Below are 16,867 nucleotides of genomic sequence, written 5' to 3' on the forward strand. Positions count from 1 at the left end.
GTGCTCGCTGTGGTGGACGATCCGCGCCTTAGACAGATCTTCCCAGAGCAGAGGGCACTTTCGTTCCTGATCCACGATGCGGGCTGCCCTCACTGAGGGCCGAGGCCAACCTTGCCGGCCACGAGCCAGCAGGATAGATCGAGACCAGCAGATGGGGCCCGAGAGCATGGACACCCCCGTGATGATCCGACAAGTCACGCTTGTAGATGTCGACGGCATAGTCGAGGTGCACACTCAAGCGCGCACCGCCTACTACATCGCCGGAGGACTCAACGCCGACGACCTCGCCGACCCAGCGCAGACACAGCGACGCCATGACGGATGGGCCCGCGCCATCCACTCACCGGACCGGGTGGTGAAGTGTGCCACTCAAGACGGCAAGATCGTCGGCATCCTGAGCATGGGACGCCCAAACTCACCGACCATAGAAGCCCGCAAAGTGGGACAGCTGTACCAGATCCACGTTATACCCAGCCATTGGGGCAACGGCATCGGCGCACGCCTGCACACCAGCTTCATCGACTACCTCACGGACTCTTCCCTGCCGACAGGGCTGCTCGAGGTCTGGGAACGCAACATCCGCGCACAGTCCTTCTACAACAGACTCGGCTGGAAGCCCGACGGCGACCGCCGGCCCGGTCCAGCTAGCAGTGACTACGTCTTCCTACGGCTCGCCGCACCTGCCGCGGTAGCACCTACGTACACGACGGAACCTTCACCGGCGTCACCCGTCGCTGGGCGTGGCGTCGCGGCCGAGGCCTTGCGCCGCCGGGGCATCCCGGTGTTTCCTCACTACGACCTGGACAGGGCAGCGGCTGCTCTGGCGGAGCAGGAACGGCAGCACGGCAACGGCTGACGTCCGCTCGTCGCAGCGAGCGGTATCACCTAACGCACTCACATCGGCACCCTGTATCCGCTTTGCTCCCAGGCCGGATGCCCTATGGGAAACCGTACTCAGCGCCATCCTGTTGGGGACCCGTCGGGGCCCGGCTGTCTTCGATCCGTGGCGCATTCGCGGTTTGGAAGAGGGAATCGACGCGGTGTTTGGCACGTCACGATTCCAGTTGCACCGAGAGATCACAGCATTATCGGGTCCGTCGGAGTTGGCCCGCCCCCTGGCCGATGGCGAGACAAGCGCGGCTGAACTACCAGCCTGAAACGCGAACGGTGCGCGCTGCAATCGATCTCAGCGCGCACCGTGCGGTAATGGTTCGTGTCCGAGGGCGACACGACCCGTTGCCCCACCGCCGATAACGCTCAGTGCGATTCTGAAGCTCGCACAAGCCTAGCTGTGGTGGTGACCTCCGAAGAGGTCACCACCAAGGACGCGCTGGTCACGGCGCCTGCGGCGGGATCGCACCAGGTAGTCGGCGACCGGGATCATCGAACGCCGGGCGCCTGACGCCCGTCTACCGAATGCTGGTGGATGGGGAGCTCCCGGCCTACAGGTCGGCCTTCGTCACGCGGGAGGATTCGTACGTCGTGGAGGCCTGAGGGAGGCCCGGCACGGTGGAGACGTCCTTGACGAGCATGCCGGTCGTGGCGTCGATGGTCAGCACCTCGCTGCCCTCGCCGCCGAACACCTCGGGGCCGGCGGTGATCGTCAGCGTGGCCTTGCCGTGGGTGGTCGAGTTCTTGACGCTGACCGCGGAGATGGTGGACAGCAGACGCAGCACACCGGCCCGGACCTGCGTGTTGCCGTCGCCAGCGGACAGCGCTTGGGTGCTGTACGTCCACAGGGCGTTGTCGAAGTGCCGCTGAACGGCCTGGGGGCTGTACGGCTTCGGCTCGGCGTTACCGCCCTTCTGCTTGATGATCACCTGGACATCCGCCTGCTGCTTGTCCCACACCGCCTTCTGCGCTGCGGGGTCGAGGCCCACCAGCGGATCGTTGGCTGCCTTGAGCATCTGGGTCCGGCCGTCGGCCGGGCTGCTGTCCGCCGCGGCGACGGCCGCCTTGAGGAGCGGAGCGTAGCCGCCGTCCGTCATCTGGTCCTGGTGACGGGCGATCGCACGCTTGATGTCCTTCACGCTGTTGCCCGTGTAGATCGCGTGACCATCGGTGTACAGCGTGTAGACGACCTGCATGGTCTTGGTGCCGTGGACCTGCGTCGCCTTCACCAGCCACGCGTCGCCCGTCGACGGGGTGACCGTCTTGATGGACCCAGCCAGGGTCATCAGCGGCGCGCGCTCGGCGGACCCGTCGACGGTGGTCGAGCCCGAGGTGGCGGCTGGCGAATCCTTGCTGGCCTCCACTCCCCCGGTCGCCGGCGAGTTGAGCACCACAGCGACAACTGCCGCCGCCGCGGCAACCCCCACCCCGGCGCCGATGCCCAATCGGCCCGCGACGCCGATCCTGCGGCGGCGCTGAAGCGCCGGACTGGATTCGTGGTCCCGCGTGGTTGTCGTCGTTTCCATTGTTGAAGTCGCCTCCATAGTCGTGTCCTCCGCTGATTTCGCGCCCAGCAGCCGCACGGTTCCGGGGTCGGCCATAGCCGCCCGCAGCACCGCCCGCGCCCGCTGATACGCCTCCGGGCGTAGTGGTTCTGCGCTGCCCAACGCACCGACCAGATCAAGCTCGTCGGTCATCGGTGTCTCTCCTTCGCGCTGTTGCGGTCCTTCAGAAGCGCGGACACCCCCGGGGCGTCGCGCAACGCCGTCCTGGCCTGGCTCAGCAACCGCCGCGCGGTGCCGGCCGGTATGCCGAGGGCCCGCGCGGCGTCGGCTGCGGTCAGGTCCTCCCAGGCGACGAGCCTCAGGACCTCCCGCTCTTCGGGTTTGAGCCGCGTCAGGGCCGACCGGAGCACCGCCCGGGCGTCCACGCCGAGGTCCACCGCCAACCACGGATCCCATCCAGTAGCCACGTCCGGCACGTCCGCCACCAGGTCCTCGGCCGGCCGGGACCGCCAGTAGCGCCGCAAGCGATTCAATGCCACCCCGTACAGCCACGGCCGCGCATCGTTGTACGACCGGTCGTACGATCGCCGCGACTCGAACGCCGCAACCCAAACCTCGCCCAGGAGGTCCTCAGCCGCATCCCGCCCAGCCCGGCGAACGAGGTACGCACCGACGGCGGCCTCATGACGCTCGACCACCTCTACGAAGGCGTCGACATCGCCATCCAGCGACCGGCCTATCAAATCCGCATCCGAAGCCATGGCCCTCCTCGGCAAAGTCCGTGCTTCACCCTGACATTGCCGATCAGGCGGGAAAGTGTTCAGACGCCGAGGGCCGACGGCATGCGGTCGCCCAATAGCGACCTCTCGGCGGCATGAGCGGCTGCGACGCCGTCAGCGTGGGGCCCAGGCCAGGGGCCGGGAGTCGAAGCTGCAAGGTAGCGGCAGCGTCGCGGCAGCGAGGCTCCCAGCCCACATGGCAGTCTCCCCGCCGTTTCAGGGCCGGATCTGGTTCTCGATGGGGCTGCCAGGGGCACCGAGAAGTGGTGGCTCACCCGATTTAGTCGCGGCGACCGGGCCTACCGATCCGAGACCGCCCGACGAGCGGCCCTACCTGCCTGGCTCTACGCCTGCAATCACCATCGCCATCACACCGCACTCGGGATACTCGCTGCTGCCGACGCAAGGGCGACTAAGTGTGCGGACACTCACGGTCGGCGGGAGATCGCTACCCTCGTAGTCCACCGAGCGGGGAGGGGCCAGCATGGCGGCGCTGGTCGAGCACACCGAGCTGTACGTCGATGTCGACTATCGACTGTTCGCGATGATCGACGACAGCAACGACCGGCGCAACGTTCCACCCTCACCGCACGAGCTCGATCAATGGGTCAGCTCGGCGCCGGGCTACGTGGTGGTCGAGAACATCGACGACACCGTGGTGCTGGGTAGCGACACCCGGCTGGAGACCTGGGACGGGCCGGCCGACTTCGATCCGGCCGGCTGGGACCGCAGCCACGTGCTCGAGGTGGTCTTCGAGTCGGGCATCCTCGGGTTCTTTAGCGGCACGGCCGGCGGCATCGCCGACGCCTACCGCCTTCCGCCGGGCCGCCGGTGGCGCGTACGGCTGGCCTGGCGAACCGAGGCGCCACCCGCTCCGGACGAGCTGCCGACCGCGTCGGTCCTCATCCAGTTCAGCCCGGCCTGAGCGGCCGGGCCGACACTTCGCGGTCGGGCGTGTCTGTCCCCGTGAGTTCGGCTACCCCCACGGGGACGCTGACTCTCGGCGCTACTCAATGCTCAAAGCGGGCCGGCACCCACCGGCTGCGGGCCCGGGCGACCGTGGTCACGGCGATCCGGCGACGCACGATCAGTGCCGCGACGACACCCCCGGCCAAGGCCAGAATGCTGGCCGTCGGCACGGGGTTGGGCGGCGGGGCCTCCCGCCTGGCGCACCCGCGGCGGGTTGCCTCCCGTACGGGGGTCCCACGCGCTCTGATCGAGTGGCGCAGGCGGGGCCAGGGTGTCTCGGGCGTACAGGTCGGGTCGTCGATGGAAACGTCCGAACCGTGGAGGTCCGCAGACACGAGTCCGTCCGGCTGCCAGTCTTCTCACTGCTCATGGCATCGCCTGCTCCACGGCGGCCGACGGTGAGCACTGTGGCGCAGCTGGCCGAAGTCTTTCGCCGACGTCGCGACCAGTGCGAGGTCACTGTCCCGGACGTGTGGGGGTGGCGGACACGAAGCCGAAGAGGCTCGAGTGGCCGACGAGGACCACGAACGTCAACACCCGGCGAAGCGCACGTCGAGGGCGTTGGCGCGGCCGGAGTCGCGGCGCCGAGGCTCCAGCGTGGTGCTGGGGCCTCGGCGCGCTTCGCTTTGCTCGACACAGCCGGGGACGCTACAGCGTGCGGATGTTCGGCCGCTGGAGTGATCTCGGTCGGTCAGGCTGCAGGCGTACACGGCGGCGCCCTGCGACGAGAACAGCACCGTGCCGACCGCGACGGCGATCGCAGCCGCGCCGACGAAGAGCATGGTGTCGTCGCCGGTGACCGGCAGGCCCGGGCCGGCGCTCGACGACGCCGATGCCGACGGCAACGGCGGCGACGACGACGCCGAGACGCTCGGCGAGCTCACGGCGACCTTCTTCGCTGGCACGAAGACGCTTGGCTCGTCGCTGTCGTCGGCGCGCACCTGCGCCAGAGTGTGGTCGTTCTCGCCGTTCTCGCCGGCCAGGATCTTCCTCGCCGGCCGGGTGGTCGAGGTCGCGCAGGATCGGCGTGAACTCCGCCCTTTCGGGCACGTGCAGGGGGCGTGCAGCCGCCTCATCCCCTCCCGGCGGCACAGATCGGCGACCCCGACACGCGGACCCTCAGCCCCTGCACCGCCAAGGCCGATCGGCGGTTGATCAGGCGGTCGTCGACGCGAAATGCCCCACGGCGGCGACGGCGAGGACGAGGAAGACCGCGGGAAACGAGATGTTGTGGAACACCCGCGCGCGGGCGTGAGCCAGGATCGCGCCGACGAAGAACAGGACGAGGCCAACGGCTGCGGCCAATCCGACGGGATGTACGCCGAGAAAGCCGAGCACCAGACCGACGACGCCGGCCCCCTCGACCACCGCGAGGTAGGGGATCCACCGCGCGGACAGCCCGACCTCGGCACAGTTGCGCATCACGAAGTCCGCCCTGATCACCTTGGCGGTCACCTCGATGGCGTTGGCAAGGGCGCAAAGGACGGTCGCGACGACCAGGACGCCCTCCAGTACGGCGATCATGACGCGCGTCGGCGCGATTGAGCAATCGGTAAACTCATAGGTGCCTCCACGTGCGCGGGTTCATCAGGCTGTGGTCTCTCGCCCCTTCTGACGCCCAGCACGGATGAAAGGTGACCAGACGTGGAACTCGTCGAACACTTCGAGGCTTCGAGGGCCCGACTGATGTCGTTGGCCTATCGCATCGTCGGCTCGCGCAACGATGCCGAAGACGCGGTGCAGGCCGCCTGGCTGCGCGCGACGTCGGCCGACCCGGCGCAACTGGTCAACCCCGAGGGCTGGCTCACCACGGTGACGGCACGCCTGTGCCTCGACCAGCTTCGCGCCCGCCATCGCCGGCGCGAGGTCCCGCTCAAGGCCGACGACATCCCCAGCGAGCAGCTCGCGGCCGACGAGGCGTTCGTCCGGCGTGAGGACGTCTCCCGGGCGCTGCTGGTCGTGCTCGACGAACTGTCTCCCCCGCAGCGGGTGGCCTACGTGCTGCATGACCTCTTCGCCGTCCCGTTCGACGAGATCGGGCCCGTGCTCGACACGACGGTGGCCGCGGCGAAGAAGCTCGCGAGTCGAGCGCGGATCCGGCTCAGGGACGCTCGTGCGGTCGACCTGCCGGGGTCCGCCCACCAGATGGAGATCATCGACGCGTTCCTCGCCGCGGCGCGTGGCGGCGACATCGCGCGGCTCGTCACGCTCCTGGCGCCTGACGTCGTCCGCACGGCCGACCTCGGATTCCTCGCGAACGGCGCCGCGCCTGTCGTTCGGGGCGCCTGGGCGGTCGCGAAGGAGACCAGGGCGTTCGTGGACCGCATCGCCGCCGCCGCCCCGGTCCTCGTTGAGGGTTACCCAGGAGCGGTGATCGCCCCTGGTGGGCACCCGTTCGCATTAATCCGGATCCGCGTCCACGACGGCCTCGTCACGAGCATCGACATCACGCCCTACGAGCGCGGCACCGTGTCCCTTCCCGCTGCCTTGGTTGCGTGATTCTCAGTCCGCTCAAGGATCCGAGTGATAGCTGGTGCCCACCCACACAGGTCATTAAGCCGGCCGAGAGCAGTGGCCATTCGGCTGCTGCGCTCGGCTTTCTGTGTCTGCTGGTAGAAGCAGCCTGTTCGCTTGATCGGTCAATGTCGATAGCGATGCCGAGCATTGGCGCGGCCTCGTCGTCCAAGGCCAGCCGGAGGGTGCCGGCGTGGGGGTGGGGGCCGAACACTCGCTCCTCGAAGAAAGCGGGTGATCCGATCTACGCGCAGGTCTTCGCGGATGAGCGTTGTCTCCGGCGGTGATCGGGATCCTTGCCGAAAGATCTGCATACCATACCGTATGGTATGCTCGATTGATGGGAACACGTGATCTCTGGCTCGGCGAGGGCGTCGTGGTATTGACCGACGAGGGACCGGCGGGTGTGCGGATCGACCGTCTGGCTGCCCGCCTCGGCCTGACGAAGGGGTCGTTCCATCACCACTTCACGGGGGTCGCCGACTACCACGCGGCGTTGCTGACTCATATCGAGCATGGACAGGTCACCCTGCTCCATGGGCTGTCAGACGAGCTCGCGACCGCCGATCCGGTCGACGCCCTGCGGGCCCTCCCCTCGCGACTCGACGAGCTGTTCGACGCCGAGCTGGATCGGGCCCTCCGGGCGTGGGCGATCGGGAACGACGGTGCGCGTGGCGTGGTGGAGCGCGTCGACAGCGCGCGGCTCACTTTCCTCGAGACCCTCTGGAACCGCGCTGTGCCCGACCCGGCCCGGGCGCGTGCCGCGGCCCTGCTGCCGCTTCTTGTCCTGATCGGAGCGAACGCCATTCGCCCACCGCTCGACGCTGCCAGTCGACGTGCCGTGTTCGACCTACTGCCAGACCTAATTCCCCATGTCTGAGGTCCCGTTCGGGCGCCCCCGCCTGCGGACAGGCGCCGTGCTTGCCGTCGCTGTTGCGCTCGCGCCGGGCATCGTGACTGCTACCGGGGTTCATCGCCTAGAAAGAGGAGACAAATGCCCGCTGTCGATGTGCTGATCGTCGGGGCCGGCCCGACCGGGCTCACCCTCGCGGTCGATCTGGCCCGCCGTGGATTTCGCGCGGTGCTGATAGAGGCCGCGCCCACACTGCCTCGTCAGTCCCGAGGCAAGGGCCTGCAACCTCGAAGCCTGGAGGTGCTTGACGATCTCGGTGTTATCGACGCGGTTCTGAGACACGGCCAGTCGCGCCAGGACATCACCCTGTACCGCGATGGCCGGCGCCTTGCGCGGATACCCGCCGGTCTCGCCGAGCCGCGCGCGGATTTGCCGTACCCGAACATCGTGATGATTCCTCAGTGGCGCACCACCACGCTGCTCGCACGGAGGCTGCACGAACTCGGTTCCGCGATTCGGTTCAACACTCGCCTCGAGTCGTTCACCGCTGGTAACTACGCGGTGCGCGCCGTGGTCACCACACCGGACGGCGGCCGGGAGGATTTGACCGTTCGCTACCTCGTCGGTTGCGACGGCGCGCACAGCATCGTGCGCCGCACACTCGAGCTCGAGTTCGCCGGTTCCTCCGACGAGACGCAGCGCTACCTGCTCGGTGATGTCACCGTTCCCGGTTGGCACCCCGAAGTCGACGGAGCCGTTCGCTCACATGCATGGCTCGGCACAGACGGGTCGTTCCTCGGTCTGGCTGGCCTGCCCAAGACCGGGCAGTGGCAGATCGGCGCGAGCATCACCGCCGGCGACGACCTCGAGCCCACCCTGGAGGCCCTCCAGCGGCTATGGGACGAACGCACCGGCCACCCGCAGGTCCGCCTGTCCGACGCGACCTGGTTGTCGAACTTCCGGGTCAACGTCCGCATGGTCGAGGACTACCGCCGCGGCCGGGTCCTGCTCGCCGGCGACGCCGCGCACGTGCACCCGCCCACCGGAGGGCAGGGAATGAACACCGGCATCCAGGACGCCTACAACCTGGGATGGAAGCTTGCCGCCTGCCTCAACGGCCACGACGACACCCTGCTCGACACCTACCCGGCCGAACGCCTTCCCGTCGCCCGTCGTGCGTTGGCGCAGAGCACCGACATCCTCGACGTGGTCACCAGTCGCAACCCACTCGTCCGGTTCGCCGTGCAACGACTGCTCCTGCCGCTACTCAGCCGACCCTCGATCAACCGCAGGCTCACCGCTCGTGTGTCCCAGATCGACATCGGCTACCGCGACGGGCCCCTGGCAGACGACGAACTGTCCGGCGGCCGCGTCCGACCCGGCGATCGGGCCCCCGATGCGCACCTCGTCGATGCCGCAACCGGGCAACCGCTGCGGCTGTTCGACCTGCTCCGCGGGCCACAATGGATGCTGCTCCTCATCGGCGACGCATCCGCCAGCCGCCTCGACCGTGATGCTCTTCCCGACGAGGTGCACACCTGCTTGATCACGCCCGCGCGGTCGACGTCGTCCTCCGGCCGGGTGGTCATCGACCGCGACGGGACGTTTCGCCGGGCCTACCGAGCAAAGCCCGGTACCGCGTTGCTCATTCGCCCGGACGGCTACCTCCACTGGCGCGCACGCACTCCCTGCGCCGACGCGGTGGCCAAGCACGTCCTCGGCGCAGGCGGGTACGCCCACCCGCTGCCGCTACCCGACGACAGCCCGGGCGCGTGAGAAGCCAAGACACGAAGGAGGGCTGAGCCTTTCCGCTGAGGCAGGGTGGCTGACTGGCACGGCAGCAGGAGTCGGGCACGGTTCGCAGACGATGGCGGGTCACCGGTGTCCGACATGGTGAGGCTCGAATCACGTCCAGTGTGGTTGATTGTGACCCATTACCCTCAGGAGTCCTTCGAGATGGTGCAACCCTGGTGGCCGCTGGCCTTGTTGGCAGTGATCCAGCTCTGCGATGCGGTGCTATGCGCAAAGCCGGTCGCCTTCATTCGGCAGTGTTTGATCGACGTCCGGTTCCCCGAACGCTTCTGGAAGTTTCTCCCTCCGCTCAAGGCTGCCGCAGCGGCTGGGCTCATCGTCGGGATCTGGGTTCCGCCGTTGGCGGTGCTCGTGTGTGCGGCGCTGGTCTGCTACTTCGTGGTGGCGGTCTCGGCGCATGTCCGCGCCCACGATTTCGGCCGCAACCTGTTCCTGAACGCGACGGCGATGTTGGTCATCTGCTCGGCGGCGCTGGCCTTTACCGTCCAGGCCGCATGATCGAACACGCGACGATGGCGCAGGGGTTGGGTCATCGCGCGTAACGCTTCGTATTCGGCGGGTGGGACGTTGACGTGCCTGCGCCGGATCGCAGCCCACAGCGCGTCCAATGCCAGGTCGATGTAGAGAGGCGGGCGACAGCGCAGCCGTGACGCAGTGCGCGTCCCGACCCCTCAGCAGCGCGCGCCGTCCCGCACCGCCAGGAGCGGCAGGCCCGCCGCGTACCGCCGGAAGAAGCCGGCAGTCAGGGTGTCCGCTGTCGCAACGGCCTCCGGCGTGCCCGCCGCGATCACCGTGCCCCCGTCCGGACCGGCTCCTGGCCCCAGGTCGATCACCCAGTCCGCGGATGCGGCGACGGGGATGTCGTGTTCGGCCACGACGACGGTGTTGCCCGAGTCCAGCAACACGTCGAGCGCGTCCACCACGCGCTGAATGTCAGACGGGTGCAGGCCCGAGACGGGCTCGTCAAGAACGACAAGGCCGGCTTTGCGGCTCGCCGCACCTCGCTGGATCGCGGACGCCAGCTTCAGCCGCTGCGCCTCGCCGCCGGACAACTCTGTGGCGCTCTGGCCGAGTTGGAGATAGCCGAGCCCCACCTGGTTCAGAGCTCCCAGGGTCTCTACGAGCTGCCGGGGCTCGGAGAACTGCTCCACGGCCTCGGCAACGGTGAGCTCCAGCACCTGATCGATGGCCAGCCCCCGGTACGTGATCTCCAACGCCTCCGGCTTGTAGCGCCGACCCTCGCACGCGTCGCAAACCACCCACACGTCCGGCAGAAAGTGCATGTCGACCAGCATGCGACCATAACCGGTGCAGCTCTCGCAGCGACCGCCATCCGCGGTGTTGAAGCTGAACCAGGAGGCGTTGAGCCCGCGCCCGCGCGCCACGTCGGTCTCGGCGAACAGCTTGCGGACGATGTCGAACGCCTTGCTGTACGTAGCCGGGTTGGATCGCGGCGTCCGCCCGAGCGGTTCCTGATCGACGACGGCGACCCAGCTGAAACCCTCGATGCCGGTCACCTCCCGCACCGTGTCGGTCGCCGTCCCGTTCAAGGCGGCCTCCACGCTCGCCCCGAGCGCGGCGAGGAGGCTGCTCTTTCCGCTGCCGCTCACGCCGGTCAGGCAGGTGAGCCGCCCGGCGGGGAACCTCACCAGGCTCGCGGACACGTTGTGCGCACGCAGGCCGTGCAGCTCCACCCAGCCGGTGTCATCCCCGGCCGGGCGGCGGGCCCGGTGCAGCCGCGGCCCCTCGCCGGCCAGATAGCGCCCGGTCAGTGACTTGGAATGAGCGGCCACGTCGGCGGGAGGCCCGGACACGAGGACCTCACCGCCAAATCGGCCCGCGCCGGGCCCCATGTCGATCACCCAGTCGACTCGGGCGATCAGCTCAGGGTCGTGCTCGACGAGGAGTACGGTGTTGCCGGCCTCGCGCAGCTCCAGGGCGATGTCGAGCAGGTGTGCCTTGTCCGCCGGATGCAGCCCGGTGCCAGGCTCGTCCAGGACGAAGATGATGCCGCTCAGCTCGGTGCTGAGCTGCGAGGCGAGCCGGGTCCGCTGCAACTCACCCCCGGACAGTGTCGCTGCGCTCCGGGACAGTTGAAGATGGGCCAGGCCGAGCCGGTCAAGGATTCCGAGCCTGCGGCCGAGGTCCTGCAGCAGCGGATCACCCACCTCACGCTGCCGGGCGTCCAGCTCGTCCGCCACGCGTTTCGCCCAGTCGCGCACCTCCCGCACCTCCACCTCGAGCAGGTTGGGGTAGGTCAGTCCACCGAGCCGCACGGACCGGGCCACCTGGTCGTATCCGCTGCCGCCGCAGGTGCCGCAGGGCTGTTTGCGCATGTACGGCAGGTAGCGCTGCTTGGCGCTGGACGTCTGGGCGTTCACGAACACCCGCTCCACCTCGGCGAGCGCGCCCCGCAGCGGCTGGCTCGAGGTGTAGGTCACCAGGGCCGTCTCATTCCTGTTCGTCATGTCGATGGTCGCCTCGATCTTCTCGTCACCCGTGCCGTGGAGCACGCAGTGACGGAACTCCTCAGGCAGCGACTGCCACGACCAGCCGAGGTCCACGCCCCGCTTCTCGGCGAGCGCCGGTATGAACGCGTGTTCCCCCGAGCGCCATTTCGCGTACCAGGGCGAGGCCCCCTCGAAGAGCGGAAGCTCCGGGTGGGTGATGACCAGGTCCTCCTGCGCCTGCCAGCGCCCACCCACCCCGTGGCAGTCCGCACAGCTCCCTTCCGGTGTATTGCTGTCGAAGTGAGCGGTCGTCAGATGCCCGTCCTCAACCGCCGCCGCCGAATCTGTGCCGATCCCCGGAAGACGCGAGTACAGCAGCCCAAGGTGCCCGTCGATGCCGGTGATCGTCGCAACCGTGGAACGGGGGTTACGGTTCAGACGGCGCTGGTCGACCGCGAGCGTCGCGCCGAGGCCCAGGATACGGTCGACCTTCGGCCGATTACGCTGCGTTATGTACTGCCGTACGAACGGCGAAAGCCCCTCCAGATACCGCAGTTGGGCTTCGTTGTGCAGGGTGTCGATGGCCAGCGAAGTCTTGCCGCTGCCACTCACGCCGGTGAAGGCGACGAGCCGCCCCTTGGGAATGCTCACGGACACGTCCCGCAAATTGTTGGTACGAGCCCCCACCACGTCAATCGTCTCGCGTCCCATACTCGCGAAGTCCCGTGCGAATGCGGTCAACCTTTGTTCACCCTCTCGCGACGCGGCATGGCCTGGGCGCAGCGGCCCACCCACCCGTGCCGAACACGTCGATCACGCCACTACCCGGCAGGCCGTCATCGGTGGCGCTGAGCGGTCGCTGCATTAGATCTGTCAGCCCGTCGCCCGACCCCGATACGGCCGTACTGCGGCTCAGGTCTCGGATTCCGCAGTGAGCTTCGCGGTGTCGGGGGCGAAGACGGTCATCCAGTGCGGATGCAGCCGGTAGTAGACGACGTCGTTGTCCCAGTCGAAGAAGTCATCGCCGTAGAAATCCTTGAGGTACGCCAACAGTTCCGGCCAGTCCGCGGCCGGCTCACTATCCCGAGGGTTGAGGGTCTCCACCTTGCCATGCGTGAATACGCCCAGGTCCTCACCGCGCATGTGTGCGGCGCTGACGGCGGACCGCGCCGCGAGGTGGCGGGCCTTGGCGGCACCGCGCGCTGTGCCGAAGTGCCACTTTCCGTGTAGGAAGTGCCCATCCACACCGCTGATCCGGGGCTCGCCTTTCGCCGTCACCGTGGACAGGGCGAGAGTGCACATGCCGGCGAGGACCTGGGTGAGCTGCTGAGCGTTCAGGGTGCGCTCGGTGCTGATGATCGAGCGGAGGTGCTCGGCGGAGCGGGAGAGGGAGTCGTCAAGGAGGGCCTGAAGCTCATTGAGCTCTTCTGTAGTTTCGCGCACGCTGTTCCTCATCCATCTATCCGTCCATGGTGTCGGTCTACGCGGGCCGTCGACGCCGGTCCGATGAACCCCATCCTCAATCCGAAACCTGACACCTTGTGTCACATATCCTCGTCGATCTTGCGGATGCCACCGGACGCAGCCGCAGGAGGCGGGCGACCACGCGGCCGCCCGCCCCTGCCGCGGCCTACTGGCCGTCCGCCTCCTGCGGCTACCGGCCGCGCACCGCACGGCTGGCTTCCCGAGCGGCGTCACCCCCGGAACCGGACCTCCCAGCCGACGCCAGAGGGCCGGTGCCGGACGGATGTCACCCGCCCGCGCCCGCGAGGGCGGGTTCGGGGTTGGATCCGCCCGTCGCCGGCAGGGGCTCGTGGTGCTTGGACAGCCTGCTGGGCCACCACATCCATCGACCCACGTCCAGAGTCAGCGCGGTGACCAGGACCGAGCGGACGATCATGGTGTCCAGCAGCACGCCAAACGCCACCGCGAACCCCAGCTGCGCCGCGAAGACCAACGGCAGCGATCCCAGCGCCGCGAAGGTACCGGCCAGCACCAGACCCGCCGAGGTGATCACACCGCCGGTGGCGGACAGTCCGGTCAGCGCGCCGTATCGGGTTCCCTGCAGCTGCGCCTCTTCCCGCACCCGGGTAACCAGGAAGATGTTGTAGTCGATCCCGAGGGCGACCAGGAACACGAACACCAGGAGTGGGAAGTTCGCGTCCGCCCCGGCGAAGTCGAACACATGGTTGAACATCAACGCGCTTACGCCGAGGGCCGCTCCGAACGACAGCACCACCGTTGCCATGAGCAGCAGCGGTGCGACGATGGCCCGGAGCAGCAGCACGAGGATGAAAAAGACCACGATCAGTACGACGGGAATGATCACCTTGGCGTCGCGGGCCGCCGCCTGTTGTGTGTCGAGTGCGATCGCCGTACTGCCGCCGAGCCGGGCATCCGCACCCTCGATCTGGTGAATCGCGGTTCTGGCCTGCTCGACGGTGCGCATCGCGGCCTTGCTGCCGGGAGGGTCATTGAGCGTCCCGAGCACGAACACGTCGCCATCCCTGATCGTTGGCGCCGCGACGTCGGCGATCCCCGGGATGCCTGAGAGCGCACTCCTGACCTGCTCCGCCGAGGCGGCCTTGGCCACGATGTAGATAGGGTCACCCGATCCGGCGGGGAAGTGCCTGGACTGGATTTCCTCCCCCACGACCGCCTGCGCCTCGTTGGTGAATTGGCCCTTGCTCGGGATCCCATCGGCCTTGAGCCCCGTCACTCCGATCGTCATCACGCCGAGGACGAGTGCGGTGCCGACCCACACCATTCGCGGCCGGCTGGAGATGGCGGTGCCGATCCGCGTCCAGATGCTGCCCTTAGCCGTCCCGACCGAACCGTACGACGGCTTGGCTGGCCAGAAGATCCAACGGCCGCAGATGACCAGGAGGGCCGGCATCAGTGTGCTCATAGCGAGCAGCCCGATGAGTATGCCGATGGCGCAGGCCGGGCCGAGACCTTGTGTGGAGTTGAGCGTGGCCAGCACCAGCACCAGCAGACTGACAGCGACCGTCGCTGCGCTGGCGACGATCGCGGGGCTGGAGCGGTACAGGGCCTCAGCCATCGCCTCGTGCCGATCCTCGTGTCGCCGCAACTCCTCCCGGTACCGCGAGATGAGAAGCAGCGCGTAGTCGGTGGCGGCGCCGAACACCAGTACGGTCAGGATGAGGCTGGTCTGCGTGTTGACGACGAGTCCGGCGTTCTTTGCCAGCAGGTAGATCACCGCTTCTGCCGCGACCAGGGCGCCGCCTGCGGTCAGGAGCGGCAGCACTGGCAGCAGTGGACTGCGGTAGGTGAGCAGCAGGATGACGACCACCACCAAAGCCGTGATCATCCCCAGGGCCCCTCCTCCGCTGAAGGCCGTTATTGAGTCGGATGCGTAGCCGGCCGGTCCGGTGACGTGGAACCCAAGACCATTGGCGCTCTGTCGACCTATCGTGGTCATTTCGCCGACCACCGTGTGGGCCCCGTCCCAGCCCTCACTACCGTCGTCAACCTGGACCACGGTCAGGATGGCCTTGCCATCCTGGGACTTCGACGGCCCCTGTGGCTGCCCCATGACCTTCTCGATGCCCTGGAAGGCTTCGGCGTCGGCTTGGGCCTTGGCCATGTCCGCAGAGGTGATGCCCTCGGGCCGGTCGTAGATCACGATCGCGGGCAGGGTCTCGGCGGGCTGGAACTTCTTTGCCTGGTCGAGGACCCTGGTCGCCTCCGCGTTGCTGGGCAGCCAGGCCGAACTGTCGTTCTTCTCAACATCGCCCAGGTTGCCGGCCAGCAGGAAGGCCGGCACCATCAGGGCGACCCAGATGGCCACGATTGCCCATTTCGCAATCCTGCCACTGGGCAAGGTCATCACTTTTCGCAACATGGGGATTCCTCAGTGCTCAGTCGACGTGAGAACGCTTGTAGGGATTCCTGACGCGTCGATCCCGCATACCTGGCCGCAGGCCGGAATGACGTCGAGGACGACGCCGGTGAGGGGGTGTCGCTGTCGGCGAACAGCAGCGCGCCGTTGACGTTGCGGTAGACGTCGTTGAGAGCCGTGCCGAAGCGGGGAGCCCTTACGGGCGTCCCACCGTCCACGGCCGGAGCTTGTCGGGGTGGCGTACCGCCCAGATGCGCTTGATCCGGTCGCCTACCACCTCGAAGGCGTACACCGATACGGTGAGGCCGTCCTGCTGGGCGATCAGGCCGGGTTGGCCGTTGACCAGACGCTCCAGGAGCGTCAGATTCCGAAGTCTGCCCTCGAGGTGGATCAGGGAGCGGCCGATCTGCTCGGCGCCTTCGATCGGGTGGAGCACGGCGCCGACAATGCCGCCGCCGTCAGCGATCGCCGTGGCGTTGGGGTCGAGGAGGCCGATGAGGGCGTTGATGTCCTTGGCCTCCCATGCCTGTTTGAAATTCCTGACGATGTCGGCGCGTGGGGCTGTCGAGGTCCCGCGGGTCTGTGCCGCGGCAACGCGACGGCGGGCCGAGGAAGCCAACTGCCGGCACGCCGCCGGGGTACGGCCGACAACGTCGCCAACTTCCGCGAAGGAGTAGCGGAAGACGTCGTGCAGGATGAACGCGACGCGCTCGGCCGGGGTCATCGATTCGAGTACGACGAGGAAGGCCATGTTGATCGACTCGTCGAGGGTGATGCGGTCGGCCGGGTCGATGGTGGTGGCGTCGGACCGTCCGCTGATCCACTCTGTGGGTTCGGGTAGCGGCTCGGGGAGCCATTCGCCCACGTAGGTCTCCCGCCTAACCCGCGCCGAGGAGAGCAGGTTGAGGCAGATCCGGCTGGCGACCTTGGTCAACCAGGCGCCGGGGGATCGGATCGCCTCCTGCTGTTGGTGGGCCATGGCGTACCAGCGGGCATAGGTCTCTTGGACGGCATCTTCGGCGTCGGCCAGGGAGCCGAGGAGCCGGTAGGCGAGATTGATCAGCTGACGCCGTTCATTCATGACCGCAGTCAGGCTCGGATCGGGTCGGGCGTGTCCTGGCTCGGTTCGTCTGGTCATGGTGTCGCCGACTCCCTTCGGTCGCATCTGCCTCACTTGGTTCGACAAGACAGCACCCCGAACTGTGAGGTTCGCGCGTCGCCTCACATTCCGA

At 67.9% G+C, this 16,867-nt stretch carries 14 protein-coding genes; 6 read left to right on the plus strand and 8 right to left on the minus strand.

The features are described 5' to 3' along the window. Positions 1 to 166: 166 nt before the first annotated feature. A complete protein-coding gene (locus tag AB0K35_RS04370) occupies positions 167 to 856 on the plus strand; it encodes a GNAT family N-acetyltransferase (protein ID WP_363883691.1) in 690 nt (229 codons plus the stop codon). A gap of 586 nt (positions 857 to 1,442) precedes the next feature. Here the strand turns inward: AB0K35_RS04370 and AB0K35_RS04375 are convergent. Together AB0K35_RS04375 and AB0K35_RS04380 are read right to left on the minus strand one after the other, a co-directional pair. Further along, positions 1,443 to 2,474 (minus strand): hypothetical protein, encoded by a 1,032-nt coding sequence (locus AB0K35_RS04375; RefSeq protein ID WP_363883693.1) that lies wholly within the window; start codon positions 2,472 to 2,474, stop codon positions 1,443 to 1,445. A gap of 110 nt (positions 2,475 to 2,584) precedes the next feature. Continuing rightward, the gene (locus AB0K35_RS04380; protein ID WP_363883695.1) at positions 2,585 to 3,157 is read right to left on the minus strand and encodes a sigma-70 family RNA polymerase sigma factor; all 573 of its coding nucleotides are present in this window, start codon (positions 3,155 to 3,157) and stop codon (positions 2,585 to 2,587) included. 502 nt (positions 3,158 to 3,659) lie between these two features. Here AB0K35_RS04380 and AB0K35_RS04385 point away from each other — a divergent pair. After that, complete coding sequence (locus tag AB0K35_RS04385; protein WP_363883697.1) at positions 3,660 to 4,100, plus strand: hypothetical protein; 441 nt, start codon at positions 3,660 to 3,662, stop codon at positions 4,098 to 4,100. Between the two features lie 574 nt (positions 4,101 to 4,674). Here the strand turns inward: AB0K35_RS04385 and AB0K35_RS04390 are convergent. Both AB0K35_RS04390 and AB0K35_RS04395 read right to left on the minus strand, forming a co-directional pair. Continuing rightward, the gene (locus AB0K35_RS04390) at positions 4,675 to 5,085 is read right to left on the minus strand and encodes a hypothetical protein (RefSeq protein ID WP_363883699.1); all 411 of its coding nucleotides are present in this window, start codon (positions 5,083 to 5,085) and stop codon (positions 4,675 to 4,677) included. Between the two features lie 214 nt (positions 5,086 to 5,299). After that, a complete protein-coding gene (locus AB0K35_RS04395; RefSeq protein WP_238671384.1) occupies positions 5,300 to 5,668 on the minus strand; it encodes a DoxX family protein in 369 nt (122 codons plus the stop codon). Positions 5,669 to 5,788: 120 nt separating this feature from the next. On the opposite strand from AB0K35_RS04395, the gene AB0K35_RS04400 reads away from it, so the two are divergent. The 4 genes from AB0K35_RS04400 to AB0K35_RS04415 all read left to right on the plus strand — a co-directional run bounded on the left by AB0K35_RS04400 (position 5,789) and on the right by AB0K35_RS04415 (position 9,821). After that, complete coding sequence (locus AB0K35_RS04400) at positions 5,789 to 6,643, plus strand: sigma-70 family RNA polymerase sigma factor (RefSeq protein ID WP_363883701.1); 855 nt, start codon at positions 5,789 to 5,791, stop codon at positions 6,641 to 6,643. Positions 6,644 to 6,998: 355 nt separating this feature from the next. After that, positions 6,999 to 7,538, plus strand: coding sequence for a TetR family transcriptional regulator (locus tag AB0K35_RS04405; RefSeq protein ID WP_363883703.1), 540 nt, complete (start codon positions 6,999 to 7,001; stop codon positions 7,536 to 7,538). Between the two features lie 114 nt (positions 7,539 to 7,652). Then, entirely contained in the window at positions 7,653 to 9,287 is a 1,635-nt protein-coding gene (locus AB0K35_RS04410; RefSeq protein WP_363883705.1) for an FAD-dependent oxidoreductase, read from the plus strand. 114 nt (positions 9,288 to 9,401) lie between these two features. Beyond that, positions 9,402 to 9,821, plus strand: coding sequence for a DoxX family protein (locus tag AB0K35_RS04415; RefSeq protein WP_238671418.1), 420 nt, complete (start codon positions 9,402 to 9,404; stop codon positions 9,819 to 9,821). 173 nt (positions 9,822 to 9,994) lie between these two features. Here the strand turns inward: AB0K35_RS04415 and AB0K35_RS04420 are convergent, their stop codons facing one another. The 4 genes from AB0K35_RS04420 to sigJ form a co-directional block, all read right to left on the minus strand. Beyond that, complete coding sequence (locus tag AB0K35_RS04420; protein ID WP_363883780.1) at positions 9,995 to 12,484, minus strand: excinuclease ABC subunit UvrA; 2,490 nt, start codon at positions 12,482 to 12,484, stop codon at positions 9,995 to 9,997. Between the two features lie 201 nt (positions 12,485 to 12,685). After that, on the minus strand, positions 12,686 to 13,228 hold the full coding sequence (locus AB0K35_RS04425; RefSeq protein ID WP_363883707.1) for a pyridoxamine 5'-phosphate oxidase family protein: 543 nt from the start codon (positions 13,226 to 13,228) through the stop codon (positions 12,686 to 12,688). Positions 13,229 to 13,523: 295 nt separating this feature from the next. After that, the gene (locus AB0K35_RS04430) at positions 13,524 to 15,638 is read right to left on the minus strand and encodes an MMPL family transporter (RefSeq protein ID WP_363883709.1); all 2,115 of its coding nucleotides are present in this window, start codon (positions 15,636 to 15,638) and stop codon (positions 13,524 to 13,526) included. A 193-nt stretch (positions 15,639 to 15,831) separates the two neighbouring features. Further along, positions 15,832 to 16,716, minus strand: a complete 885-nt coding sequence (gene sigJ / locus AB0K35_RS04435) for an RNA polymerase sigma factor SigJ (protein ID WP_238671390.1) — start codon at positions 16,714 to 16,716, stop codon at positions 15,832 to 15,834. Between the last annotated feature and the right edge of the window lie 151 nt (positions 16,717 to 16,867).

It is taken from the genome of Micromonospora sp. NPDC053740 (assembly GCF_040677775.1).
In the GTDB taxonomy this organism is placed as follows: Bacteria; Actinomycetota; Actinomycetes; order Mycobacteriales; family Micromonosporaceae; genus Micromonospora; species Micromonospora alfalfae.

Coding starts and splice junctions, on each gene's coding strand:
- AB0K35_RS04425 (WP_363883707.1), bottom strand. CDS start 13,228: ATGAGGAACAGCGTGCGCGAAACTACAGAAGAGCTCAATGAGCTTCAG.
- AB0K35_RS04395 (WP_238671384.1), bottom strand. CDS start 5,668: ATGATCGCCGTACTGGAGGGCGTCCTGGTCGTCGCGACCGTCCTTTGC.
- AB0K35_RS04380 (WP_363883695.1), bottom strand. CDS start 3,157: ATGGCTTCGGATGCGGATTTGATAGGCCGGTCGCTGGATGGCGATGTC.
- AB0K35_RS04410 (WP_363883705.1), top strand. CDS start 7,653: ATGCCCGCTGTCGATGTGCTGATCGTCGGGGCCGGCCCGACCGGGCTC.
- AB0K35_RS04420 (WP_363883780.1), bottom strand. CDS start 12,484: ATGGGACGCGAGACGATTGACGTGGTGGGGGCTCGTACCAACAATTTG.
- AB0K35_RS04385 (WP_363883697.1), top strand. CDS start 3,660: ATGGCGGCGCTGGTCGAGCACACCGAGCTGTACGTCGATGTCGACTAT.
- AB0K35_RS04370 (WP_363883691.1), top strand. CDS start 167: ATGGACACCCCCGTGATGATCCGACAAGTCACGCTTGTAGATGTCGAC.
- sigJ (WP_238671390.1), bottom strand. CDS start 16,716: ATGAATGAACGGCGTCAGCTGATCAATCTCGCCTACCGGCTCCTCGGC.
- AB0K35_RS04430 (WP_363883709.1), bottom strand. CDS start 15,638: ATGTTGCGAAAAGTGATGACCTTGCCCAGTGGCAGGATTGCGAAATGG.
- AB0K35_RS04405 (WP_363883703.1), top strand. CDS start 6,999: ATGGGAACACGTGATCTCTGGCTCGGCGAGGGCGTCGTGGTATTGACC.
- AB0K35_RS04415 (WP_238671418.1), top strand. CDS start 9,402: ATGGTGAGGCTCGAATCACGTCCAGTGTGGTTGATTGTGACCCATTAC.